At 50.7% G+C, this 24,643-nt stretch carries 20 protein-coding genes; 8 read left to right on the top strand and 12 right to left on the bottom strand.

Features of this window, described 5'->3' with window-relative positions:
- Positions 1 to 19: 19 nt before the first annotated feature.
- The 5 genes from rarD to ezrA form a co-directional block, all read right to left on the bottom strand.
- A complete protein-coding gene (gene rarD, locus DP119_RS14400) occupies positions 20 to 952 on the bottom strand; it encodes an EamA family transporter RarD (protein ID WP_112233831.1) in 933 nt (310 codons plus the stop codon).
- Positions 953 to 1,079: 127 nt separating this feature from the next.
- Positions 1,080 to 2,654: an acyl-CoA synthetase MbcS gene (gene mbcS / locus DP119_RS14395; RefSeq protein ID WP_112233803.1), complete on the bottom strand. Its 1,575-nt coding sequence runs from the start codon at positions 2,652 to 2,654 to the stop codon at positions 1,080 to 1,082.
- 265 nt (positions 2,655 to 2,919) lie between these two features.
- Positions 2,920 to 4,122: a tRNA uracil 4-sulfurtransferase ThiI gene (thiI, locus tag DP119_RS14390; RefSeq protein WP_112233802.1), complete on the bottom strand. Its 1,203-nt coding sequence runs from the start codon at positions 4,120 to 4,122 to the stop codon at positions 2,920 to 2,922.
- Positions 4,119 to 5,231 (bottom strand): cysteine desulfurase family protein, encoded by a 1,113-nt coding sequence (locus DP119_RS14385; protein ID WP_112233801.1) that lies wholly within the window; start codon positions 5,229 to 5,231, stop codon positions 4,119 to 4,121. The genes thiI and DP119_RS14385 overlap by 4 nt, the downstream gene beginning before the upstream one ends.
- A 57-nt stretch (positions 5,232 to 5,288) precedes the next feature.
- Entirely contained in the window at positions 5,289 to 6,983 is a 1,695-nt protein-coding gene (gene ezrA, locus DP119_RS14380; RefSeq protein ID WP_112233800.1) for a septation ring formation regulator EzrA, read from the bottom strand.
- Positions 6,984 to 7,133: 150 nt separating this feature from the next.
- Here ezrA and hisJ point away from each other — a divergent pair, with 150 nt between their 5' ends.
- On the top strand, positions 7,134 to 7,934 hold the full coding sequence (gene hisJ, locus DP119_RS14375) for a histidinol-phosphatase HisJ (protein WP_112233799.1): 801 nt from the start codon (positions 7,134 to 7,136) through the stop codon (positions 7,932 to 7,934).
- Between the two features lie 29 nt (positions 7,935 to 7,963).
- Complete coding sequence (locus DP119_RS14370; RefSeq protein ID WP_112233798.1) at positions 7,964 to 8,443, top strand: GAF domain-containing protein; 480 nt, start codon at positions 7,964 to 7,966, stop codon at positions 8,441 to 8,443.
- Positions 8,444 to 8,484: 41 nt separating this feature from the next.
- Here the strand turns inward: DP119_RS14370 and megL are convergent, their stop codons facing one another.
- The gene (gene megL / locus DP119_RS14365) at positions 8,485 to 9,693 is read right to left on the bottom strand and encodes a methionine gamma-lyase (RefSeq protein WP_112233797.1); all 1,209 of its coding nucleotides are present in this window, start codon (positions 9,691 to 9,693) and stop codon (positions 8,485 to 8,487) included.
- Positions 9,694 to 10,060: 367 nt separating this feature from the next.
- On the opposite strand from megL, the gene rpsD reads away from it, so the two are divergent.
- Positions 10,061 to 10,663, top strand: coding sequence for a 30S ribosomal protein S4 (gene rpsD / locus DP119_RS14360; protein WP_068488533.1), 603 nt, complete (start codon positions 10,061 to 10,063; stop codon positions 10,661 to 10,663).
- Positions 10,664 to 10,712: 49 nt separating this feature from the next.
- On the opposite strand, the gene DP119_RS14355 is transcribed toward rpsD, so the two are convergent.
- On the bottom strand, positions 10,713 to 11,270 hold the full coding sequence (locus DP119_RS14355; RefSeq protein ID WP_167399245.1) for a chloramphenicol phosphotransferase CPT family protein: 558 nt from the start codon (positions 11,268 to 11,270) through the stop codon (positions 10,713 to 10,715).
- 166 nt (positions 11,271 to 11,436) lie between these two features.
- Here DP119_RS14355 and DP119_RS14350 point away from each other — a divergent pair, with 166 nt between their 5' ends.
- Positions 11,437 to 12,249 carry a cobalamin-binding protein gene (locus DP119_RS14350; RefSeq protein WP_068868842.1) on the top strand — a complete coding sequence of 271 codons (813 nt, stop codon included), beginning with the start codon at positions 11,437 to 11,439 and terminating at the stop codon, positions 12,247 to 12,249.
- A 63-nt stretch (positions 12,250 to 12,312) separates the two neighbouring features.
- Here the strand turns inward: DP119_RS14350 and DP119_RS14345 are convergent, their stop codons facing one another.
- Together DP119_RS14345 and tyrS are read right to left on the bottom strand one after the other, a co-directional pair.
- Positions 12,313 to 12,861: a general stress protein gene (locus DP119_RS14345; RefSeq protein ID WP_112233795.1), complete on the bottom strand. Its 549-nt coding sequence runs from the start codon at positions 12,859 to 12,861 to the stop codon at positions 12,313 to 12,315.
- A gap of 132 nt (positions 12,862 to 12,993) precedes the next feature.
- The gene (gene tyrS, locus DP119_RS14340) at positions 12,994 to 14,259 is read right to left on the bottom strand and encodes a tyrosine--tRNA ligase (protein ID WP_112233794.1); all 1,266 of its coding nucleotides are present in this window, start codon (positions 14,257 to 14,259) and stop codon (positions 12,994 to 12,996) included.
- Positions 14,260 to 14,625: 366 nt separating this feature from the next.
- On the opposite strand from tyrS, the gene DP119_RS14335 reads away from it, so the two are divergent.
- A complete protein-coding gene (locus tag DP119_RS14335) occupies positions 14,626 to 17,628 on the top strand; it encodes a transglycosylase domain-containing protein (protein ID WP_112233793.1) in 3,003 nt (1,000 codons plus the stop codon).
- Positions 17,629 to 17,662: 34 nt separating this feature from the next.
- Here DP119_RS14335 and acsA read toward each other — a convergent pair whose 3' ends face one another.
- Positions 17,663 to 19,384 (bottom strand): acetate--CoA ligase, encoded by a 1,722-nt coding sequence (gene acsA / locus DP119_RS14330; protein WP_101190072.1) that lies wholly within the window; start codon positions 19,382 to 19,384, stop codon positions 17,663 to 17,665.
- Between the two features lie 166 nt (positions 19,385 to 19,550).
- On the opposite strand from acsA, the gene DP119_RS14325 reads away from it, so the two are divergent.
- Genes DP119_RS14325 through DP119_RS14315 form a run of 3 tightly spaced genes read left to right on the top strand, consistent with a single transcriptional unit; the run spans position 19,551 to position 21,992 of the window.
- Positions 19,551 to 20,183 (top strand): GNAT family N-acetyltransferase, encoded by a 633-nt coding sequence (locus DP119_RS14325; protein ID WP_112233792.1) that lies wholly within the window; start codon positions 19,551 to 19,553, stop codon positions 20,181 to 20,183.
- 19 nt (positions 20,184 to 20,202) lie between these two features.
- Complete coding sequence (locus DP119_RS14320; RefSeq protein ID WP_112233791.1) at positions 20,203 to 20,841, top strand: acetoin utilization AcuB family protein; 639 nt, start codon at positions 20,203 to 20,205, stop codon at positions 20,839 to 20,841.
- Positions 20,817 to 21,992 carry an acetoin utilization protein AcuC gene (locus tag DP119_RS14315; protein WP_240616452.1) on the top strand — a complete coding sequence of 392 codons (1,176 nt, stop codon included), beginning with the start codon at positions 20,817 to 20,819 and terminating at the stop codon, positions 21,990 to 21,992. The genes DP119_RS14320 and DP119_RS14315 overlap by 25 nt, the downstream gene beginning before the upstream one ends.
- 122 nt (positions 21,993 to 22,114) lie before the next feature.
- Here the strand turns inward: DP119_RS14315 and ccpA are convergent, their stop codons facing one another.
- The gene (gene ccpA, locus DP119_RS14310; protein ID WP_112233790.1) at positions 22,115 to 23,113 is read right to left on the bottom strand and encodes a catabolite control protein A; all 999 of its coding nucleotides are present in this window, start codon (positions 23,111 to 23,113) and stop codon (positions 22,115 to 22,117) included.
- Between the two features lie 193 nt (positions 23,114 to 23,306).
- The gene (locus DP119_RS14305; protein ID WP_112233789.1) at positions 23,307 to 24,392 is read right to left on the bottom strand and encodes a bifunctional 3-deoxy-7-phosphoheptulonate synthase/chorismate mutase; all 1,086 of its coding nucleotides are present in this window, start codon (positions 24,390 to 24,392) and stop codon (positions 23,307 to 23,309) included.
- Positions 24,393 to 24,643: the final 251 nt, after the last annotated feature.

Here is a 24,643-nt window from a genome sequence, read left to right as displayed (position 1 = left end):
CAACAGCATTCAAAATGTTTCACTTTCCGCTAAATTCAGCGCCGGCTAAATGTGGGTTTTTTCTCATCCGCCTCGCTTCCACGATTTTCGAACCCGTGAACAGGATCAAAGCACTCCAGATAAAGGAGAAGGAAATGATCGAAATTACGCCGAATGCCTCCCCGTACAGAAAGACGCCGATCAATAGCATCAAGCTCGGGGCAATGTATTGGAGGAAGCCGATCATGTACAGAGGGATCAGCGGCGCCCCCATGGCAAACAATAATAAAGGCAAGGCGGTCAGGAATCCGCTCAGGATGACAAGCAGGTCAGTCGGCACGCCGCTATGCAGGAATGCCGCACGATCGATCGAAAACAGATAGATATAATAGGCGGTCGCAAACGGGAGCACGAACATCGTCTCGATCGCCAGGCCCCTTAATGCATTCAGCTGGATGGTTTTCTTGATCAATCCATAGAACGCAAAGCTGAATGCCATGCCGAGCGCCAGCCACGGCAAAGTCCCGTAGGAAATCGTGATGACCGCCACGCCGATAGCGGCAAGCACAAAAGCGGCCTTTACGGCAGGCGAAAGTTTTTCCTTTAAGAAGAACGAACCGAGCAACACGGAAATGAGCGGGTTGATGTAATAGCCGAGGCTCGTCTCGACGATCCGGTCGTTGGTCACCGCATAAATATAGAAAAACCAATTAGCCGAAATCAGGAACGAAGCAAGCATGAGCAGGAAGAAGGTTTTCTTCGATTTCCACAAAGACTTTACATCATCCATAAACCGCTTGCCGCCCCCAGTCAGCACGATAAAGCCAAGCGTCAGCCAAAACGCCCAAAAAATACGGCCGGCCAATAATTCATCGGCGGGCACATGGTCGACTTGCTTCCAGAATATCGGCAGGAACCCCCAGATCGTATAGGTCAAAATCGTCAGCAATGTTCCTTTTTTCTCTTCAGTCATCTTCGCATCGCGCACCATTCTTAAAGTATTTTTATTCACGAAATAATAGACCCATTATATGCCTGCCCTATTGGAAAGTAAATACAGCAAAAGCCCCCGGTGCGAACGGGAGCTTTTGGCAAAGTCATTATTTTTTTGCATTTTCCGCTTGCCGCAGTTCGACTCGGCGGATCTTGCCGGATGCCGTTTTCGGCAGTTCGGTGCGGAACTCGATCGCGCGCGGGTATTTATACGGCGCCGTCAAATCCTTGACATGATTCTGGAGTTCGGTGACGAGCCCTTCTCCGCCTTCCTGGCCGTCGGTCAAGACGACGAAAGCTTTCACGATCGCCCCCCGGATTTCATCTGGTGAACCGACGACGGCACATTCCTGTACTGCTGGGTGCTTGACGAGCGCATCTTCCACTTCGAACGGCCCGATTGTGTAGCCCGAGGAAATGATGATGTCATCACCGCGCCCTTCGAACCAGAAAAAGCCGTCTTCGTCTTTTGATGCTTTATCGCCAGTCACATAATAATCCCCACGGAACTGCATTTGCGTCCGCTCTGCGTCTTTAAAATATTCCTTGAACAACGCCGGCGTCTCGACGTGCACGGCAATGTCCCCGACTTCTCCAACTGCGCAAGGCACCCCGTTGTCATCGATGATTTCCACCCGGTTGCCAGGCGTCGGTTTGCCCATCGAACCTTTACGCCCTTCAGTGCCTTTCATCGTGCCGACAAGCAATGTGTTTTCGGTTTGCCCATAGCCGTCACGCACGTCCAGGCCAAAATGCTTCCGGAACACATCGATCACTTCGGCATTCAAAGGTTCGCCAGCCGACACGGCACTGTTGAGTGAGCTTAAATCGTAGTTCGCCAAATCTTTCTGCTTCGCCATCAAGCGGTATTCTGTCGGGGTGCAGCACAGCACATTGATTTTCCGCTGTTCGAGTAATTCCAGATAGACAGCCGGGTCGAATTTGCCGTTATAGACAAATGCCGTCGCCCCGCTTCCGAGTGTTGCAAGGAACGGGCTCCAGATCCATTTTTGCCAGCCCGGGCTCGCCGTCGCCCACACGAGATCCCCTTTTTTTGCACCTAGCCAGTGCTCTGCGGAAGTGCGTAAATGTGCGTAAGCCCAGCCATGGCTATGGACGACGCCTTTTGGATTTCCCGTCGTCCCCGATGTATAGGAAAGGAACGCCATATCGTCATTCTTGGTCGTTGCCGCTTCATACTGGTCAGAAGCTGAAGCCATTTCGTCCGTCAATGAAATCCAGGAATCCGGTCCCTGGCCGATGACGAAGTTCGTCAGCCCATCCATTTCCGCGACTCCCTCGAATTGGCCCAGAAACGGTTCATACGCAATGACCGCTTTTGCCTCACTATGGTTCAGGCGGTAAGATATGTCTTTCGCCCGCAGCATTTCAGAACTTGGTATGACGACGAGCCCTGCTTTCAATGCGCCTACATAAACCACATATGCCTCGATAAGGCGGGGCACCATGACCAACACGACATCGCCTTTTCTTAGGCCTGCTTTTTCAAAGCTGTTCGCTGCCCGGTTCGCCTGGTGGATCAATTCATCGTATGTAACTTCTTGCTTTTCCCCTTTGTCATTCTCCCAAATGATCGCCTTGCGTCCATCTCCTATCGCAAACCGTTCGAATTCTTCCACCAAGTTATAGTTTTCAGGTGCCAGCAATTGTTCGCGTTTCATCCCATTCTCCCCTTTGCTTCTAACTGATATTATTCTTATATTATTATACAATAAATATTTAATTATTCAAAATAATTATTTTAAATGAATCTCCTTAACCGTAGTTGGTATCACTGCACAATAAAATGCACTCCATTATTTTTCTTCTCAGATGAATATCAATATTTCGAGTGTTTGTTCTAATAGAATAACGAATCTACCCCATGACAAAAGCCCGGCAAGAACATAAAGCTTGTTCTTGGCCGGGCTTTTTGTATAAAACAGGTTACAGCAAATCGTCGAAACTCTGTTCTTTCTTTCTCGGGAATTCGATAATCTCGCGCTCCGCCACAGCTTGAGCGATCATCTCATCGAACGACACGAAGCTCTCATAGTGCTCGACTTTATCCGTTTTCGGTTTCGTTTTCGGGTTGGCCGGCGTGAAGATCGTGCAGCAATCCTCGTATGGGCGGATGGATATATCGTATGTGCCGATTGCTTGCGCCGTTTCGATGATTTCGAGTTTGTCGTGTGCGATCAAGGGGCGCAAGATCGGCGTCGTCGTCACGGCGTTGATCGCCTGCAGGCTCTCAAGCGTCTGGCTGGCGACTTGGCCAAGGCTTTCGCCGGTGATGATCGCTTTCGAGTCGGTCTTTGCGCGTACCGCATCCGCTATGCGCATCATCATACGGCGTGTCGACGTCATCGTGATATTGTCGGGCACTTGCTTATGGACTTCCTGCTGGATTTCGGTGAACGGGATGATGTGCAAAGTCACCGGTGAACCGAAACCGCTTAATCTCTCAGCCAGGTCCATCACCTTTTCTTTGGCACGCTCGGTCGTAAATGGCGGGCTGAAGAAATGGATCAATTCAAGCCGTACGCCCCGCTTCAGCATATGATAACCGGCAACGGGGCTGTCGATGCCGCCTGACAGCATCAACAGCGCCCTGCCGCCTGCGCCGATCGGCAAGCCTGCAGCGCCTTGGATCGTTTCAGCCATCATATAAGCGGCGTCCTGCCGGATTTCGACACTCAAATCGATGTCGGGGTTTTTCATCGCCACAGTCAGTTCGGGCGTGTTGCCAAGTACATAGCCGCCAATCGCGCGCATGATTTCGGGTTTTTCATAAGGAAATTCCTTATACGGCCTTTTGACTGAAACCTTGAAACTCTTGCCGTCAGTGTCCATTTTACTGATGATCGACAAAGCCGTTTGTTTCATGTCATCCAGATCCAGGCTGGTCTGGGTGACAGGGCTGAATGACTGGATGCCGAATACATGAGGCAAGCGCTCCAGAATGTCTTCCATGCCTTGTTCGTCGTCGCAGAACAAGAACATCCGGTCGCGTTCGGCTTTGATGCGAAGTGTCGGGGTACCTGCGAATAAAGTCTGGATATTATTCCGGAGCCGCGAGATGAACGATTTCCGGTTGCGGCCTTTTGTCGACAGCTCGCCATACCGGATAAGAATTTGGTTAGTTTTCATGATTGCTCGACTCCTTTGATCAATTGATGCGCTTTATGGAAACGTTTCTTAAGTTCGATAATGTCTTCTCGGGTAGTCATGGCGCCGAAGCTGATGCGGATCGTGCCATCCCGGTATTCGCGCGGCAAGCCGATCGCTTCAATGACGTGGCTTGCCTGCCTGTTCCTGGAAGAACAGGCGCTTGAAGTGGAGACGATGACGCCTTCTTGCTGCAAGGCCCCAACCAAAGTCTCCCCGCGCACACCTTTGATGGCAACCGCAAGGATATGCGGTGCGGCGCCGGATGGGCTGACGATGTAAATGTCCCTGTATCCAGAGAAAAAAGTGCGCAATTCCGCATTCCATTCTAGGTGATCTGGCTTGGGTGTTGCAAGGCGCAATGCTTTCGCCAGCGCCGCCGCGTTCGGCACGGAGACCGTCCCGCTGCGAAGCCCGCCTTCTTGGCCGCCCCCGAACAAGATCGGCACGAGTTCCGCTTTATTGACCGCCAGGATCCCACTGTTCTTCAATCCATGCAGTTTATGTGCAGAGACAGTCAATAAATCCGGCATCTCCTGCTCGCTAAGCGGCAATTTGCCAACGCCTTGCACGGCGTCGACATGGAATAGCGTACGGTGATTTTCAAGCATGCTCCGAATACGTGCCAGCGGATGCATGGTGCCGACCTCGTTATTGACTTGCATTAAGCTTACGAGGATCGTGTCGTCGCGAAGCGTCTGCTCTAATTCGCCAAGGTCGATCGCCCCATCCCGGCCGACCGGCAGCAGGGTGATTTCAAATCCTTCTTTTTCAAGTTGCTTCAACGGTTCCAGGACCGACGGGTGTTCAGTCCTGCATGAGATGATATGGCGTCCTTTTTCTTGATTGGCATAGGCCGCGCCCCGGATCGCCAGGTTATTCGCTTCAGTTCCGCCGGATGTGAAAATGATGCGCTCACAGCCGAGCAGGCCTTTGATCTGGCTGCGTGCTGATTCGAGCAGATCTTCCGCTTCATTTCCCATGCGGTGAAGCGATGCCGGATTCGCGAAATAGCGGCTGCTCGCCTTCAAGTATGTTTCGAGCACTTGCGGATTCGGCTCTGTCGTTGCGCTATTGTCCAAATAGATCATTGCAATCCCTCCGAAAAGAAAACCACCAGCTTGTCTGCTGGTGGTTTCGTTATTTTCTTAGTCGTTTTCCTTGACGAGAACTTCAATGCGTTTCATCGAGCCGGGTTCGAAATTCTCGACAGCCGTCGCCGCTTCTTCGAGCGCTTTCGTATAGCGCATTTGGCGGAATGATTCTTCCGCTTCCAAAAGATTGGCGTGAAGCTGGGGGTTCGTTTTCCGGTAACGGTTTCCGTATTGGATGATGCGTTCTACAAGCAAGACGTTTTCAATCATTTCTTTCGCTTTGGCTTCAACGTCCGTAATGCTTGTCTCTGCCTGTTCCATGTAATTATCGACTAGCTTCATATTCAGCGGCACTTCGCGAAGCGCGCGCATCGCGACAAACAGATGCTCTTCCGCTTCCTCGAGGCGGACATCCATATCTTCCGGAATGCCCGGGATGTTCGCTTTATGCAGCATGCGGTCCGTTTCCTGAAGGCGGCGCCTCAATTCTTCCACATGTATGCGGGCTTTGTTTTCCTCGACGCGCAGGTTTTTCAGCGCATCGGTAAAGTCCATCTGTGTGGAATCGACGATCGACAAGTCTTCGCGGATATGCATCAATTCGTCCTGCAGGCTTGAATACGCGGACTGGTCTTCTTCCAGGCGGTTCGCCAAGAGTTCGAAGCGTTTTGCCAGCTGCTCCACTTTCTCGAGGCAGGTTTTCGGAATCGCTGCTTCCTGGTCCGTGATTTTGTAGCTATGTTGTACGTAACGGCTTTCCTCTTCCAGTTCCTGGGTGTCCCGGGCCACCACTTGCAAGTGGCGCTCCGTATCCATCAGATGTTGATCGATATAGTGTTTTGCAGCCACTTCTTTCTCAAGCAGGTCGTACATCGCATCGATCCGGTCCTTGATTTCATCGATTTGCTTCTTGCTATCGGACACTTCCAAAGTCTCCAGTTGTTTTTTCAATCCTGCAAGCTCTTGTTCGATCTCCTCGATCTTTTCGGTCAATCCGAGGTGGTTGAGGTAATAGGACTGCTCTTCCATCTCCTGTTTGCCTTGCCGCAGCTGAGCCAAATCCTGGGGAATCTTGTCGTCGATTTCCGCCAGCATCATCGGGATGTCATCCACCAGCATAAAGGCTTGTGCGCTGTCTGCGGATAAATTGATGACCGTCTCCCGCGCTCTTAAGTAATTGCCTTCCTCCGTCAGCTGATCATATTCCTCGAAGCGCTGGACAAACGACTCCAGGCGCTTTTCAAGCGGCCCGGCCGCTGCGCCGTATGAAGATTTATGCGCAAGCAGGTTTTTGCGTGCGCGCACGTACTTGTCCTGGATCATGTCCATTTCACTTCGGTTTTTCTCTTCACTGCCGATCAATTCGTCCAGTTCCGAGAAAATCACCGCAATTTGCTTGTCTGTATCATCTATTTTCTCTTCGGCTTGTTTTTCCAGCTTGGAAGCTTTCGGGAAATTGAAGCGTTTGATCGATTCTTCTGCGTCATAGAGCGTTGCGTCTATTTTCGGGATATCGACATCCATGATTTCGTCCCATTTATTGCGCCAGCGCTCGAACATTTCCTCTGTCTGGCCATTCAAGTTCAATTGTTTCACTTTGGTGAGTTCTTCCATAATCGGTTTCTCTTTAAGTTGCAGTTTCAGTTGTTCCAGACGCTCGATTTCCGCATTGTGTTTTTTTCGAAACACCATGCCGATGATAAGCAGCGCCAATAGAATGATGACCGCAATGATGATATACTCCATCATAAGTCATTTAGCCCCCTGTTCCAAATACATTACCGGTTACATAAGTATGTTTAATGATTCTTTCATTTTAACATGTATTCTACTCTTTTGTTTGCCAAATTAGAAGAAAACAGGGAATAATTTTATCAAAATGAAAAGATGGTGAACTTTATGAGTAAACGTGACGGCCATATCCATACCCCGTTCTGCCCTCACGGAACAAGCGATCCGTTCCGTGCCTATATCGAGAAAGCCGGAAAAAGCGGATTCACGGACATCAGCTTTACCGAGCACGCCCCCTTGCCGCAAGGCTTTGCGGATACAACACCCGATCAAGACAGCGGCATGGACATCGTCGATTTGCCTGCCTATTTCGAGGCGCTGGATGAGGCGAAAAAGCAAGCGCCCCACATGCGGATCCGCAGTGGGCTTGAAGTGGATTATATCCAGGGATTTGAAAAACAGACAGCCCAGCTGCTGGAACAGGCCGGCCCAAAACTGGAAGATGCGATCCTATCGGTCCATTTCCTGCGCTACAGGGATCGCTATATCTGCTGCGATTTCAGCGCTGAAGTGTTTATGGCACTCGCGAAAGACATGGGTTCCGTAGAGGCTGTCTATGATCTATATTATGATACCGTCGAGGCTTCCATATTGGCGGATCTTGGCCCACATAAACCGAAACGCATCGGACATCCGACTTTATGCCACAAGTTTCAGCATGTCCATAAGGAGGCGGTCGACGACGAGGCCCGGATCCGCAGAATCCTCAGGATGATAAAAGAACACGGCTACGAACTGGATGTCAATTCCGCAGGGCTCTCTAAACCCGGCTGCCTGGAATTCTATCCGCCGGAGCCCTATATCGCCTATGCGCGCGAGCTTGGCATCCCGCTCGTCTTCGGGTCGGATGCCCATAGTGCCGAAGGCTTGCACAAATACGCTGAACGCTTTTATACTGAACACTATTAAATAGAAACTTTCAGAAATGAGATGATTCCATGTTTGCTACATCCACTTACAGCGGCACACGCGAAGAGCAATACAATTTGCTCATTAAACAACTGGACGCTTTGCTTGCAGGCGAACCGAACCGCATCGCCAATTTATCGAACGCTTCTGCACTTCTTGGCCAGTTCCTCGATCGCATCAACTGGGTCGGATTCTATTTGATGGAAGACGGCGAACTCGTCCTCGGCCCCTTCCAGGGAATGCCGGCTTGCGTGCGCATCCCGGTCGGAAAAGGGGTATGCGGCACAGCGATCGCCCAGAACGAAACGATGTTGGTCGATGATGTCCATGCATTCCCGGGACATATCGCATGCGATGCCGCTTCCCGCTCGGAGATCGTGGTTCCTCTATTCAAAGACGGCGAAGCATACGGCGTACTCGATATCGATAGCCCGGAACTTGCCCGTTTCACGGAAGAAGACCGCAACGGGCTCGAAAAGTTCGCGGAAACATTATTGAAACACATCTAAACGCATGAAAGATCCCGGCAGCTAGTCTGCCGGGATCTTTTTTAGATTTCCTGCAAATTGGATTTGATGTGCGCAAATGCCCGCTCGAGATCGGCCATAATGTCCTCGACGTTCTCAAGCCCCACCGACAAGCGGACGAGTGAATCGCTGATCCCCATCTTTTCCCGCTCTTCCGGAGGCACGACCGCATGGGTCATCGTTGCCGGATGCTGGATCAAGGTTTCGGCATCGCCGAGACTGACCGCAATCTTGATGAGCGACAGCGCGTTCAAGAACTCCTGGGCCTGTTTCTTTCCGCCTTCGAGCTCGAAGGAAATCAATCCGCCACCGCGGCGCATCTGGTCTTTTGCAATCGACACTTGCGGGTGCCCTGCGTCGAATGGATACAAAATGCGCTTTACTGCCTGTTCGCCGTGGAGAAAGGCGACGACTTTTTCCGCGTTATCGATGTGGCGGTCCATGCGCACATGCAAGGTCTTCAATCCTCGGATCAATAGCCAGGCATCGAATGGCGACATGATGCCCCCGAAATCTTTCTGTACGGTCATGCGGATCGTCTGCATCTCTTCCGCATCCGCTCCCACTAACACCCCGCCGATGACATCGCCGTGGCCATTCAAATACTTAGTGGCGCTATGGAGCACAAAATCCGCGCCGAACTCGAGCGGGTTTTGCAAATACGGCGAGCTGAACGTATTATCGACGACCACCCGCAAGCCGTGTTTTTTGGCGGCTGCCTCGACCGCTCGCAAATTGACGAGCTCCATGGTCGGATTGATCGGTGTTTCGACATAGATGACTTTCGTCTCCGGCCGGATCGCCTGTTCAATCTGCTGTTCCGTCGTCATGGCAATCAGCGAATGCGTAATGCCGTACTTTTCTTCCATGATTTCCAATAACCCGAATGTGCAGCCATAGATTCCGCGCGAACATAGCACATGGTCGCCCGCTTTCGTCAAGTGGACAAGGATGGCACTGACAGCGGCCATCCCCGACCCGAACGCCAGTGCAGCTTCCCCTCCTTCAATCTCCGCCATCCGCTGTTCCAAGACGCGCACTGTCGGATTGCCGAGACGCGAGTAGATATTTCCGTCCTGTTCCCCGGCAAACCGGGCTTCCCCTTGCTCGGCATTCAAGAACGAATACGTCGACGTTTGGTAAAGCGGTGTGGCCAGGCTGTCATGATGCACAGAACTGTCATAACCCTCGTGAATCACTGCCGTTTCAAATTTCTTCTTTTGTTTCATCATTCATACACCCCTCACTGAAAATAGAAAGCGCTTACATTTACAACTATCTCCATTTTACTCTGAGGGCCCGGAAAAAGAAAGCCTCATTTCTGCAATTCCTGTCCTTTATCCATTGACTGCCGCAGCCGAAATCGGGTATACTAGCCTTTGTGTAAAATAATCGCAGCAGTTGTATGTGCGGGTTTGCCCATTTTGTTCCTTGTCCAGAAAAGCATGAACCGGATTTCCGGCGCTTTCGTCTAGACAGAGGTGTATCGCGTAACTCTTGGCTGCTGAGCGAAGGTACATGAAAACAAAATGGCTTGCAGCATGAATACATCTGGTTTTTATTTTACTCTAAAAACCAAATCAGAGGAGGAGACTCATTATGTCTCGTTATACAGGTCCAGCATGGAAACTGTCACGTCGCCTTGGAATTTCTTTGAGCGGCACAGGTAAAGAACTCGAAAAACGCCCTTACGCACCAGGTCAGCACGGTGCTAACCAACGCCGTAAAGTTTCTGAATACGGTTTGCAATTGCAGGAAAAACAAAAATTGCGCTTCATGTACGGAGTTAACGAACGCCAGTTCAAAACTTTGTTCAACAAAGCCGGTAAAATGGAAGGCAAACACGGTGAGAACTTCATGATCTTGCTTGAAACACGCCTTGATAACGTCGTTTACCGCCTCGGCCTTGCGCGCACTCGCCGCCAAGCCCGCCAATTGGTAAACCACGGCCACATCCTTGTTGACGGCAAACGCGTAGACATTCCGTCTTACAGCGTAAAACCAGGACAAACTATCGCTTTCCGCGAAAAGTCCAACAACCTTGATGTAGTCAACGAAGCGATCGAAGTGAACAGCTTCGTTCCAGAATACGTTTCAATCGACGCTGACAAAAAAGAAGGCACATTCGTCCGTCTCCCAGAGCGCAGCGAATTGTCTGCTGAAATCAACGAACAATTGATCGTTGAGTTCTACTCACGTTAATGATTGACGAAAACCCTCCAGGTTCTCCTGGAGGGTTTTTTGTGGCTATTTATAGCAGGCCGCCAGCCCGCTGTCTCCCTAAAGCCTGCCAGCCATTAAGAGCTTCTCCGCTTTCCAGCCTGTTGATGATTTTTTCAGCCGCCGCCTTAAGCGGGATTTCTCCTGTATTGACTTCAATATCATAGGTTTCGTTTTGGCGGTGGACAAACGCTAGTTGGGCCCGGCCTTGGCCGATTGGGCGGTCTCCCCTGTTTTTTTCACGCCGGTCGATTTCCTCTGCAGGGCAATGAACTCCCACAAACAAGACAGGATAGCCCTTCAGCACGGATAGGAGGTGCGAAATCGTTTCTTCATCATGTAGAATTTGATCCACCACTAAATGGACCCCTTTATCCGAGAACATCCTGACGGCCTCATGAAAAAACACTTCCGTCGGAATCGGAATCAGCTTTTCCGTGTTGCGGTCTTCCATTTTTTCGATCACCAAGTCAAAGTCATCGATACTTAAATGAAAGTAACTCTCCAGCTGATAAGCTAATTCTTTCGCCAAGCTCGACTTTCCAGAGCTCGAGACCCCATTCAATAAAATAATCTTTCCTGCATCCACCGTTCCCTCTCCCTTCTCAATCAAGCCGGATCCACGTTCTTAACTGTGCCGTCCTATGCCTGATAAATAGTTTAAGCTTAGCGATTGAAAATCGCCAGCTCTTGCCGTTCCGTCGATTCCTCCTCCAAGCTATGCTACACTGTAGCCATATAAAGGAGGCATCTTTATGAGAATCGTATCCATATGCCCTAGCAATACCGAGTTGCTCGCTTTTTTGAATGCCGATCATTTGCTGGTCGGCGTCGATGATTATTCCGACTGGCCGAAGAGCATCGAACGGCTTCCGCGCCTCGGCCCGGACCTATCCATACGAATGGATGAAGTCGAAGCCTTGGCGCCGGACCTTGTATTGGCATCGCTCAGCGTGCCCGGCATGGAAAAAAATATCGAAGAGCTCGAAAAACGCAACATTCCGCACCTCATCCTGGACCCGCAATCACTCGCCGACATCCGACACGACCTGGAAACGGTGGCCGAAGCCATCCATTTCGACAGCGCGGCGGTCCTCGCGGAATATGACGCCGCTATCGCTGAACTTAAAAGACGCGGCGACAGCACATCTTCCTCGCCTTCCTTGTACTGGGAATGGTGGCCGAAACCGGTCTTCACTCCGGGAGGCGTCAATTGGCTCAGTGAAATCAGCCGGCTTGTCGGCGCCCACAATTGTTTCGAGGACGAGGAAACCGCGAACATCCAAACCGACTGGGAAGCCGTGAGAAAACGCGAGCCGGACTTCATCCTCCTCGCTTGGGTCGGCATCATGACCTCGAAAGTAAAGCCGGAACTCGTACTGAAACGCCCGGACTGGCAATCGATGAAAGCGATCGAACACATCCACGTCATGGAAGAGGCTTTGTTCTGCCGGCCGTCGCCACGGCTGATCGAAGGGGCGATCAAGCTCGGCAAGCTTGTCCATCCACAAGCTTTCGAAGACTTCCCGCTCCCATCCTTCATCAAGGAAAAGCAATCACATGCATAAATCCGGGACATCCAAAACCCCGCAGCGCCATTAAAGCGCTGCGGGGTTTTTGGGTGCGGATCTTCAGAGCCGGTCGCGTCCTGGCCCGGCATCGCCGCGGATATTCGTTGAGCGTTCCGTACCGATCAACGGATCTTCCTTTTCCGTAAATCTGTCCACGTCATTGCGGTCAGGCTGCTTCGCCCCATCCTCTTCCACCAAGACGAGTATCCGCCCTTCCTTGAACTGGTCTTCATAGCCTTTTGCTTCATCTTCCGGCACGCCGAGGCCGATCAAGGCACCGGCTATCCCGCCTACGCCTGCTCCTGCCGCTGCGCCTGTCAGGCCGGCTGCAATCGGCCCGGCTGCGACAATTGGGCCGATGCCAGGAATCGCCAATGCACCGAGTCCCGCCAAGACGCCGCCGAGACCGCCTAATGCTCCGCCCGTAGCAGCACCTGCAGCAGCTCCTTCCCCAGCTTGTGTGCCGGTTTCTTCCGTTACACGCTCCACGTCTCTTTTATCTTTGCTGAGAACTGAAATATCCTCATCCCGGTAACCTTGCCGCTGAAGATCCTCTATGACTTCCACCGCTTCCATTTCCGTACCGTATGATCCGACAACTCGTGACATGCCTATCATCCTCCCTTGAATGGTTTGGAATCCTGTTCATGTATCTAGTGACTGTGTTTCCCCGTCGAAAGGGCATTAAACACCCGCATGCACATTAAAAAAGCCGCTTGCAGCTGCAAGCGGCTTCCGTATTTAAACAAAATGGACCATATGGTATTTCTTCTTGCCGCGGCGGACGATCGCGAATTCATCATCCAAACGGTCTTTTTCATCGACGACGTAGTCCAGGTCACGGATTTTCTCCCCGTTAATGGAGATTGCCCCATTCGCGATGTCTTCGCGAGCTTGGCGTTTCGATGGCGATACTTTCCCATCGACGATCAAATCGACGATCGGCTTCGCCTCTTTCGGCATCTCGACAGAAGGAACGTCTTTGAATGCCGCCTTCATTTCATTTGCGCTCAAGCTTTTCAGGTCGCCGCTGAACAAGGCTTTCGTAATACGCTGTGCATCCGCTAGCGCCTCTTCCCCGTGGATGAGCTTCGTCATTTCCTCCGCGAGGACCGTTTGCGCTTTTCTTAGGTGTGCTTCGGTTTCGACACTTTCTGCCAAGTTTTCGATTTGTTCTTTTTCGATGAACGTGAAGATCTTCAAGTATTTGACGACATCCGCATCCGCCGTATTGATCCAGAACTGGTAAAACTCATACGGCGAAGTTTTTTTCGCATCGAGCCATACGGCCCCGCCCGCTGTCTTCCCGAATTTCGTGCCGTCCGCTTTTGTCACGAGCGGAATCGTGATGCCGAACGCTTTTGCTTCTTCCTCGTGCGTCTTGCGGATCACTTCAAGGCCTGAAGTGATATTGCCCCACTGATCCGACCCGCCGATCTGAACGCGGCAATTGTATTCATTGTAGAGATGGTTGAAGTCGATCGCTTGGATTAAGGTATAGGAAAACTCCGTAAACGAAATTCCGCCTTCGAGACGCGATGCGACCGAGTCTTTCGCCAACATGTAATTGACGGAAATCAATTTACCGTAATCGCGCAGGAACTCAATGACGCTCATGCCGCCGATCCAATCACGGTTATTGACCATCTTCGCCCCGTTCTCCGTCTGGAAATCAAAGATCTGCTCCATTTGTTTTTTGATCGATTCGACATTGCGGTCAATCTGTTCCGTCGACTGCAATTGGCGCTCTTCATTGCGGCCGGATGGATCCCCGATCATGCCGGTCGCCCCGCCCACCAACAGGATTGGGCGATGTCCGTGCAATTGGAAACGGCGCAAAGTCAAAAGCGGCACGATATGGCCGATGTGCATGCTGTCGGCAGTCGGGTCGACACCGCAATACAATGAAATCTTTTCCCGATCCAGCACTTCCGCCATTCCTTCTTCATCCGTTTGCTGGTACAGAAGCCCGCGCCAGTTTAAATCGTCGATCAATGCATTTGTCATGTAAATTTCCTCCCTTTATCTGCTTCGCCTGGTTGCCGGGACACAAAAAAGCCCCTGCATGAAATTCATGCAGGGACGCAAATGCGCGGTACCACCCAGCTTGGAGGACGCATCCTCCCACTCAAATGTGCCAGACGGGGCACTTCCGCAAACTCCGGGCCTGTAATTCGGCGCATGCATTTTGGCCGGTTTGCACCTCCCACCGGCTCTCTGGTTTCAAAATTGCACGCCCTACTGCGGGCCTTTCTCCGTTTGATTATGAAGATTCTATTATGTAGTGTACTTGAATCCTAAAGATTGTCAATATCTTTCGTTTCAATTATCGGATTATGCTATAATAGAAAAGATTTTTAGGAGGGGGATAATGTGCAAGACAAATTGAGAAGATGGTTATTGAAGGCAGAGGAAACAACCGATAGATGGACTTCCCATAAATGGTTTAAGCGCTTTAAAATCACCACGGGAGTCATTTGGAACTTGGCAATCATTCTAGCTATTATATTGGTGGCGGGCGGCGTATTTGCCGCATCGGCAGGAGCCGGCTATTTCGCTTCATTGGTGGACGAAGAACAGCTGCGGACCGAAGAGGAAATGCTGTCGGACATCTATAGTTACGAAGAGACTTCCCAATTGTACTTCGCCGACAATACGTACCTCGGCAAATTGCAGACCGACCTTGACCGCGAAGAAACGAATCTGGAAGATGTCTCCGATGTGGCCATCGACGCAGTCCTGGCTACGGAAGATGAATATTTCTACGAACATGAAGGCATCGTCCCGAAAGCGATCATGCGCGGCTTGTTCCAGGATGTCTCCAATTCAGACAGCCAAACCGGCGGATCGACTTTGACGCAGCAATTGATCAAAAACCAGATTTTGACAAATGAAGTATCTTACGAGCGAAAAGCGAAAGAAATCCTCCTGGCCATGCGCCTTGAGAAATTCATGAACAAAGAAGATATCATGGAAGCTTACCTGAATATCATTCCATATGGCCGAAACTCGGCAGGCATGAATATCGCGGGAATCGAAACGGCAGCAAAAGGCATATTCAATGTGCCTGCAAGCGAGTTGAACTTGCCGCAGGCAGCATTCATCGCCGGAATCCCGAAAGCGCCTTTCAGCTATACACCATACGGGCCCGGCGGTACGCCTAAAGAAGGCGAAGCTTTAGAACCTGGCCTTAACCGCATGAAAACAGTGCTGTACCGCATGCTTGAAACGGGCTATATCACGGAAGCGGAATATCAAGAAGCTTTGGAATACGATATTGTCGCTGATTTCCGCAAAGATGAAACCCGTTCATACGAAGACTTCCCATTTGTGACAGCCGAGCTTGAAAAACGAGCCACCCGCATCATCATGGATGTATTGGCGGAACAAAACGGCGTAGATCCCGAAACACTGAAGCAAGACCAAAACCTTTATGAAGAATATGCGATACTGGCAGACCGGGCCGTACGGTCGAACGGCTACCGCATCCATTCCAGCATCAATAAAGAGTTATATGTAGCGCAAGAAAACACACAGAAAGCCTACCAAGGATACGGCACGACTTTATCTGAAGATTATATTGATGAAGACGGCGAAACGCAAACCCGCCAATTGCCCGTACAAGTCGGCAGTGTCACATTGGAAAACGATACCGGCCGTATCTTGAGCTTCGTCGGCGGGCGTGACCACGAAATCGAGAACTTGAACCATGCAACGCAAGCTTACCGTTCGATCGGTTCGACGGTGAAGCCATTGCTAGTCTACGGCCCCGCACTGGAAAATGGCGTAATCGGCGCAGGCAGCCCAGTAGTCGATGTGAAGTTCACCATGAACGACAACGGCAGTAGCTACGAACCGGCAAACTTCATCCCGACAAGTGAACAAGGCATCATGCCGGCACGCGATGCACTCGCCCAATCCCAAAACCTTCCCGCTTTGCGTTTGTTTGCACAAATGCGTGATGAGATGCCGATCCAATACATGATCGACAACGGCTTCTCCCGCGTTGATGAAAACGATGGCGTCGTCTCAGCAGCACTTGGCGGCGGCATCGAAGGGTCGGTGGAAGAAGTCGCCAATGCCTACGCCACCTTAGCTAACGGCGGCAAGCATATGGAAACGACCATGATCGATAAAATCGAAGACGCAGACGGCAATGTCATCTATGAACATGAGGCCGAGGCGAAAGACGTTTTCACCCCTCAAGCTTCTTACGTATTGACCGATATGCTGCGCGATGTCTTCAAAACAGACCGCGGAACAGCAAACCGTGCAAACGGCATGCTCAAATTCAATGCTGATTTTGCAGGCAAGACAGGAACTACACAAGAAACACGCGACGTCTGGCTCGTCGGCTACAACCCTAACATCACGATGGGCGTCTGGCTCGGCTATGACAAGGAAAAATATTCGCTGGATAATTTCAGAAACCAGAACTTGCAGCCATCCGTCCGCGTCAACCAATTATGGGCGAACTTGATGAATACGACCTATGATGTTGCTCCTGACGCAATCGGTACCGGAGACAAATTCCAGGAACCTGACGGCGTCGTCACCCGCTCGTTCTGCGGCATTTCAGGCTACGCACCGAGCGATGCTTGTAAAAAAGCAGGTTTAGTCCGCTCCGACTTGTTCATCGCTGACATCATGACACCGAAAGACGGCGATGACAGCTTGAGCAGCGGATCGTATACGACCATCAACGGCAAACGCTATGCTGCCCTATCGAATACGCCAAGTGAATTTGTATCAGGCGGCGGCCTCGGTGTCTCGGAAGAATATGTCGACCGGATGCTCGCTCCATTTGGCGGAGACGCCGGCAAATTATTCCCTGGCAGCTCCAGGTTCAGCAATGTCGTTTCCAGCGCGAAATTCGACGCAGACAGCGCAGCCCCTGCACCGGTCGGAACATCGATCAATGGGCGCACAATCACTTGGAGCGATTCCGCTTCGAACGATGTCGTCGGCTACCGTGTTTTCCGCGGCGGCAGCAGAGTCGCTTCTGTTTCCGAATCAAGCAGCAACTCCTATAACGCACCTGGCCCCGGCACATACACAGTCGTCGCCGTGGATATCACAGGCCGGCAATCGGCCGCATCCAATGGCGTGACGATCGAAGCGCCAAAACCAGAGCCGAAACCGGAGCCTGCACCGGAACCGGAAAGAGAAGAAACTCCGGCTCCATCTCAAGAAACTGAAAGACAGGAGCCGGAAGAAGAGCCTGCTGAGGAAGAACCGGCAGAAGAAACTCCAGCTCCAGAAGAACCGGAAGAAGAGGAAGAAGCACCACCTGAAGAACCTGAAGAACCGGAGGAACCAGAAGAGCCGTCAGAACCTGAGACGGAGGCTCCGGAAAGTGAAGAAGACGCAGCATGATGAAAGCCCCTCTGCAAATGCAGAGGGGCTTTTTTTAATCTTCCATTGTGGACAAATCGCCAGTCGGCAAGTCCAATTCCCAAGCTTTCAGGACGCGGCGCATGATCTTGCCGCTTCGTGTTTTCGGAAGCTTGTCTTTGAATTCGATTTCACGCGGCGCTGCGTGGGCCGCCAATTCCTTCTTGACGAACTGGCGGATGTCCTCGATCAATTCATCCGAAGGCTCATGGCCTTCAACAAGCGCGACGAACGCCTTGATGATTTCCCCGCGCACAGGGTCAGGTTTTCCGATGACGCCTGCTTCAGCGATTGCCGGATGCTCGAGCAGCTTGCTTTCCACTTCAAACGGCCCGACACGTTCGCCTGAAGTCATGATGACGTCATCCACTCTGCCCTGGAACCAGAAATAGCCGTCTTCGTCCATGTAAGCCGAGTCACCGGATACATACCACTCATCATTCAGGAAGTAGGAATCATACTTTTGCGGGTTATTCCAGATTTGGCGCATCATGGACGGCCAGCCTTTCTTGATCGCCAGGTTGCCCATTTGGTTTGCTGGCAATTCCTTGCCTTGGTCATCGACAATCGCCGCTTTAATGCCTGGAATCGGTTTGCCCATCGAACCGGGCTTGATAGCCATCGACGGGTAATTGCAGATGACCTGCGCGCCGGTTTCCGTCATCCACCACGTATCGTGGATCCGTTTATCGAACACTTGCGCTCCCCATTTGACGACTTCGGGGTTCAGCGGTTCACCGACAGACAGCACGTGGCGCAATGTCGACAGATCGTATTCTTTCACCAATGCATCCCCGGCGCCCATCAGCATGCGGAATGCTGTCGGTGCACTGTACCAGACCGTAACGCCGAAATCTTCGATCGCTTGATACCAGGCATCCGGAGAAAAGCGGCCGCCGAGAATGACCGTGGTCACGCCGTTCAGCCACGGCGAGAACACGCCATAAGCCGTACCCGTCACCCAGCCCGGGTCAGCTGTGCACCAGTAAATGTCCTGTTCCTGGAAATCGAGCACCCATTTGCCTGTCTGGTATTGCTGAACCATGGCATATTGTGCGTGCAGGACGCCCTTCGGTTTGCCTGTAGAACCCGAGGTATAATGAAGCACCAACCCGTCTTCTTTGTCGAGCCATTCGACATCGAATTTATCCGAGCAGGAATGAAGATGCTTCAGCACATCGATATGGCCTTCAGTTTCTTCTGCCCCTTCCTCCCCGACAAGGAAGATCGTCTTCAAATTCGGAAGCCGGTCTTTCGGGATGCGCGGGAGCAATTCCGGCGTCGTGATGATCGATTTAGCGTCACTGTCGTCCAGCCGGTCATAGATCGCCCCTTCCATGAATGCTTCAAATAATGGCCCGACAATCAAGCCCATCTTCAAAGCCCCGAACATGAGGAAATACAGTTCAGGAGAACGCGGCATGAAAATGAAAATGCGGTCCCCTTTTTCCAAATCGGAATGTGCTTTCAACAAGTTCGCCGCACGGTTCGTCATCCGTTTCATCTCATAGAATGTATACGTTTCATGGCGATGCTGGTCTTTATAATAGAGAGCGACTTTGTTCTTGCGGTCCGATTCAGCGTGACGGTCAATCGCCTCATGGGCCATATTGATCTTACCGGTTTTCGACCAGCTGAACTCTTTTTCAACTTCCGACCAATCGAAATCCGCCGATTGCTCTTCGTAATTATGTAAATAATGCTCCCCTGGTTTTGCTGGTAACGCTTCCACTTTCACATAAATCACCCTTTCCCTTTGTTTCTCTATATTCTACATCAACCTGGAAGGGAAATGCTAATAATTTTAATTCTTTAGAAAATACGGTGTATTTACCCAAGCAACTTTCTTTTCCTGACGACCTTCATGTATAATGAAGCTAATTGCAACCACAGGCGGTGAAATGATGGAACATAAGAAGACGTATAATGCGATGGAATTGAAAACGAAACACGGGCCCCTCGTCATAGAAGGGCCGGTCCCATCGAAGGAATTGAAGGAACTTGATTTCCACGAAGACTTGGTCGCTTTCAGACCTCCAGAACAGCAGCACAAAGCCATCACGGAAATTGCGGATTTGCCGGAAGGGCGCATCCTGATTGCGCGCGACCAGAACACCATTGTCGGCTATGTCACCTACCTCTATCCCGACCCGCTCGAACGCTGGTCCGAAGGGAAGATGGAAAACTTGATCGAGCTCGGCGCGATTGAAGTCATTCCTAAATACCGCGGCGCCGGCGTCGGCAAAGCACTGCTCCAAGTTTCGATGATGGATGATGCCTTCAATGACTTCATCGTCATCACGACAGAATATTATTGGCATTGGGATTTAAAAGGAACCGGGCTGAACGTCTGGGAATACCGCAAAATCATGGAAAAGATGATGCAGGCTGGCGGGCTGGAATATTTCGCTACGGATGATCCCGAAATCAGCTCGCATCCAGCCAACACGCTGATGGCGCGCATCGGTTCTCGCGTCGATACGGAGTCGATCCAGAAGTTCGACCAGCTGCGTTTCATGAACCGCTATATGTACTGATTACTAAAGGGGTGCTTATATGCTAGTAGAAGAAATCATGAAGAAGGATGTTTTCACGCTGCGCTCAGACCAGACCGTCCAGGATGTGCTGGACCTGTTTGAAGAAAAACGGATCCGCCACGCTCCCATCGTCGATGACGGGAAAGTCGTCGGCATCGTGACCGACCGCGACTTGAAAGATGCGCTGCCTTCGATGTTCACGGTGACGCCGAAAGTGAATCCTTACGAGAAGAAAGTTTCGGAAATCATGACAGCAAATCCGATCATCGCCCACCCGCTGGATTTCGTCGAAGAAATCGCTTTGGTGTTCTATGAACATAAAATCGGCTGCTTGCCGGTCGTCAGCCAAAACGAACTCGTCGGCTTTCTGACGGAAACCGATCTTTTGTATACGTATATCGAATTGACCGGCGCGCACCAGCCCGGCTCCCAAATCGAAATCAAAGTGCCGAATCGTTCAGGCGCGCTCTACGAAGTAAGCAAAGTGTTCTACGAGCACAAAGTCAATGTATTGAGCGTCCTTGTCTACCCCGACCGGAAAGACAATTCCAATAAGATTCTGGCTTTCCGCATCAAAACGATGAACCCCATTTCCATTATTGAAGATCTGCGAAAAGAAGGTTTCGATGTCTTATGGCCGAATCTCATGCAGGAATGAAAAAACACGCCGTCTTCATCTATTCAGAAGATCAATTGGGGTATAAATTTTCTGAAACGCATCCGTTCAACCAAAAACGGCTCATTCTCACCATTGATTTGCTCAGGGAAATGGACGCACTTCCAGAGGATTTGATTGTGCCTGCACGGACTGCAACAGATGAAGAATTATTGCTTGCGCACGACCAGCGCTATATCGATATCGTCAAGAAAGCGAGCCGGGGCGAAATCACTCCGGAGGCGGGAGAAGGATATGGCATCGGCACGGAAGATACGCCGATTTTCGAAAACATGCACGAAGCGAGTGCCCGTTTAGTCGGCGGCACCTTGACGGCGGTCGATCAAGTGATGGAAGGAAAAGCCGAGCATGCATTGAACCTCGGGGGCGGTTTGCACCACGGATTCCGCGGGAAAGCGTCAGGCTTTTGTATCTATAATGACAGCTCTGTAGCCATCCATTATTTGAAAGAGAAATATGGCGCACGCGTATTGTATATCGATACGGATGCCCACCACGGCGACGGGGTGCAATGGTGTTTCTATGACGATCCTGATGTGTGCACAGTATCGATCCATGAAACAGGCCGCTACCTCTTCCCTGGCACCGGCAATATCAACGAGCGCGGAAGCGGGCAAGGCTATGGCACTTCATTCAATTTTCCGATCGATGCGTTCACGGAGGATGAATCATTCCTGGCGATTTACCGGACCGCCATGCGTGAAATCGTCGAACATTTCAAGCCGGATGTCATTTTAAGCCAGAACGGCGCCGATGCCCATTATTTGGATCCCTTGACACATTTGAGCAGCACAATGGAAATCTATCGGGAAATCCCCAAAATCGCACATGAATTGGCTCATGAATTCTGCGACGGCAAGTGGGTAGCAGTCGGCGGTGGCGGCTATGATATTTGGCGGGTCGTGCCGCGTGCCTGGTCGCTCCTGTGGATGGAAATGAACAGCCAGCCTTTGCCGCACGGGAAACTGCCTGAAGCATGGCTTAAGCGCTGGCAGCCTGAATCCCCTGTCCCTTTGATCGAGACATGGGAAGATCCCGAAAATATGTACAAGCCGATTCCAAGAAAAGCGGAAATCACCGAAAAGAATCAGCAAATGCTCGATAAGGCGCTGTACATGATCCGCAATCAATAAACCGCGCATTATTTAGTCGGAATATTCCGCAGCTTTTTTTAAAAAAACCGCCCTTGCGACGGGATTGAATCCAATCCTGAAGCAAGGGCGGTTTCCTATGGGGCAAGCATATCCAATAGCATCTATTGATGTTTCGTCGACTGGCGCTCTTCCAGACGGTAAGGCAGCACGACTTGGTTTTCTTCAATTTCCTCGTTGTTCATGTATTTCGTCAACAAACGCATCGATACTGCACCGATGTCATATAGCGGCAATGCCACAGCCGTCAGCATCGGGCGGGCCATACGGGCAAGCTTCGAGTTTTCGTAAGTGATGACTTCTACGTCTTCCGGAATCCGTTTGCCGAGCGCTTCCACTGCATGGATGACGCCAATCGACATTTCATCATTGCTGACGAAATAAGCTGTCGGTTCAATCGCTTCCAGTTCACGCACAGCTTCCAACCCTTCCTCGTAGGTGTTATTGCATTCGATGACCAGGCGCTCGTCATAGCCAAGGCCCGCTTCCTGCAAAGCATCCTGGTAGGCTTTTAGCTTATGTTCACGATTGATCTCGGACGATAAGGGGCCTGAAATATATGCGATCTTCTTATGCCCGCTGTCGATGAATTTCTTCACCGCTTCATAGGCAGCAGCATAATAATCGATGTTAACGGAAGCGATCGATGCTGTATCATCGATTGATCCCGCCAATACGATCGGTGTCGGGGAACGCTCCATTTCCTTGCGCAATTCATCTGAAATGACATCGCTCATGAAGACGATGCCATCCACCTGTTTGCCGAGCATCGTTTCGAGCAATTGAAGCTCTTTGTTCGGATTCTGGTCGGAATTGGACAGGATGATATTGTAGCGGTACATCGTAGCGATATCTTCAATGCCCCGCGCCAGTTCAGCATACGTACTATTGGATATATCCGGTAAAACGACGCCGACCGTTGTAGTTTTCTTGCTCGCCAACCCGCGAGCTACGGCATTCGGGCGATAGCCGAGTTCTTCGATCACTTTCAGCACTTTTTTTCTTGTGGCCGGTTTTACATTCTGGTTGCCATTCACTACCCTGGAAACGGTAGCCATGGAAACATTAGCTTCCCGTGCCACATCATAAATCGTAACGGTCATTTTGCGTCCTCCTGTTCCATTCTTTCATTCAATGATACGATAACCGCTTTATGAATATCAACTCTTATTATGTATTGCAGCAATGCTTAACGTGAAAGTTCATGAAACTGTCCAACTTTCGGCCTTATTCCACCTTCTTTTCCTGCTGCTTCTCCATAAAAAACAAAAAAGCCGGAACGGGTCCGGCTTTTGCTTATACTTTCAATTCATACTGCTTCATGAACTTCATCAATGAATCGTAGTATTCATCGAATTGCGGCAAGCTCATTTGCTGTTGTGCATCAGAGAGTGCGACTGCAGGATCCGGGTGGACCTCAGCCATGACCCCATCGGCTCCAATAGCGATTGCCGCTTTGGCTGCAGGCAATAATAGATCGCGGCGGCCAGTAGAATGCGTGACATCCACGAAGACCGGCAAATGTGTTTCCTGTTTCAAGATCGGCACTGCGGAAATATCCAGCGTGTTGCGCGTCGCTTTTTCATATGTGCGGATGCCGCGCTCACAGAGGATGATTTGGTCGTTTCCGTTAGCGATGATGTATTCTGCTGCTTTGATGAATTCATCGACAGTAGCAGACATGCCGCGCTTCAATAGTACCGGTTTGTTGATCTGCCCAACAGCTTTCAATAGTTCGAAGTTCTGCATATTGCGTGCGCCGACTTGGACGACATCCACGTAATCCAGAGCTTCTTCCAGATGATGCGGTGTAACAATCTCCGATACCACGCCCAATTTGTATTGGTCAGCCGCTTTTTTGAGCATCTTCAAGCCTTCCAATCCCAGTCCCTGGAAATCGTATGGGGATGTACGCGGCTTGTATGCCCCGCCCCGGATCAATTTCAAGCCTTTCTCGCTGATGGCCTGCGCCACTTGATCGACTTGCTCTTGGGATTCGACAGCACAAGGCCCGAAGATGAAGGATGGTGCGCCTTCGCCAATGTTTTCGCCATTAACGGAAACGATTGTGTCTTCCGCCTTTTTCTTACGGGAAACCAGAAGTGCTTTGCGGCTATCCTCTTCTTGCATATCGAGTGCAGACTTGAAGATTTCCTTGAAGATATGGTCAACTGTCTTTTGATCGAGTGGCCCATTGTTATTGTCTTTCAATAAATTCAGCATATGGCGCTCGCGCAACGGATCGTACTTGGTAGCACCTTGCTTTTCCTTGATCTTCCCGATCTCCTGGATCACGGAAGCTCTCTCATTGATAAGAGAAAGAATTTGCAGGTTGACTGCATCCACTTGTTCTCTAAGCTGTTCCAATTCTGTATGACTCATTCTCAACTTCCCCTTTCAAGAGTGACGCTTTTAATAGGTGTCATATTAACACGATATGACCATTATAAGCAAACTATTCAGGAAAGTCACGGAATTTGTTTAGCGATTCAACGCGCTAAAGCGTTTACATAGAAATTATCAGTCCAAAAATGCGTATATGGCGCAGCATCGTGCCGACACAAGAAATATTTTTTCCCATGAAAAAACGGATGGAATGAATCCATCCGCCTTCCCAATTCGTGTAGTTAAGG

This window comes from Planococcus maitriensis (assembly GCF_003289925.1).
Lineage (GTDB): Bacteria > Bacillota > Bacilli > Bacillales_A > Planococcaceae > Planococcus > Planococcus maitriensis.
The sequence above is the reverse complement of the archived record's forward strand: the minus strand, read 5'-3'. Positions and strand labels throughout refer to the sequence as shown.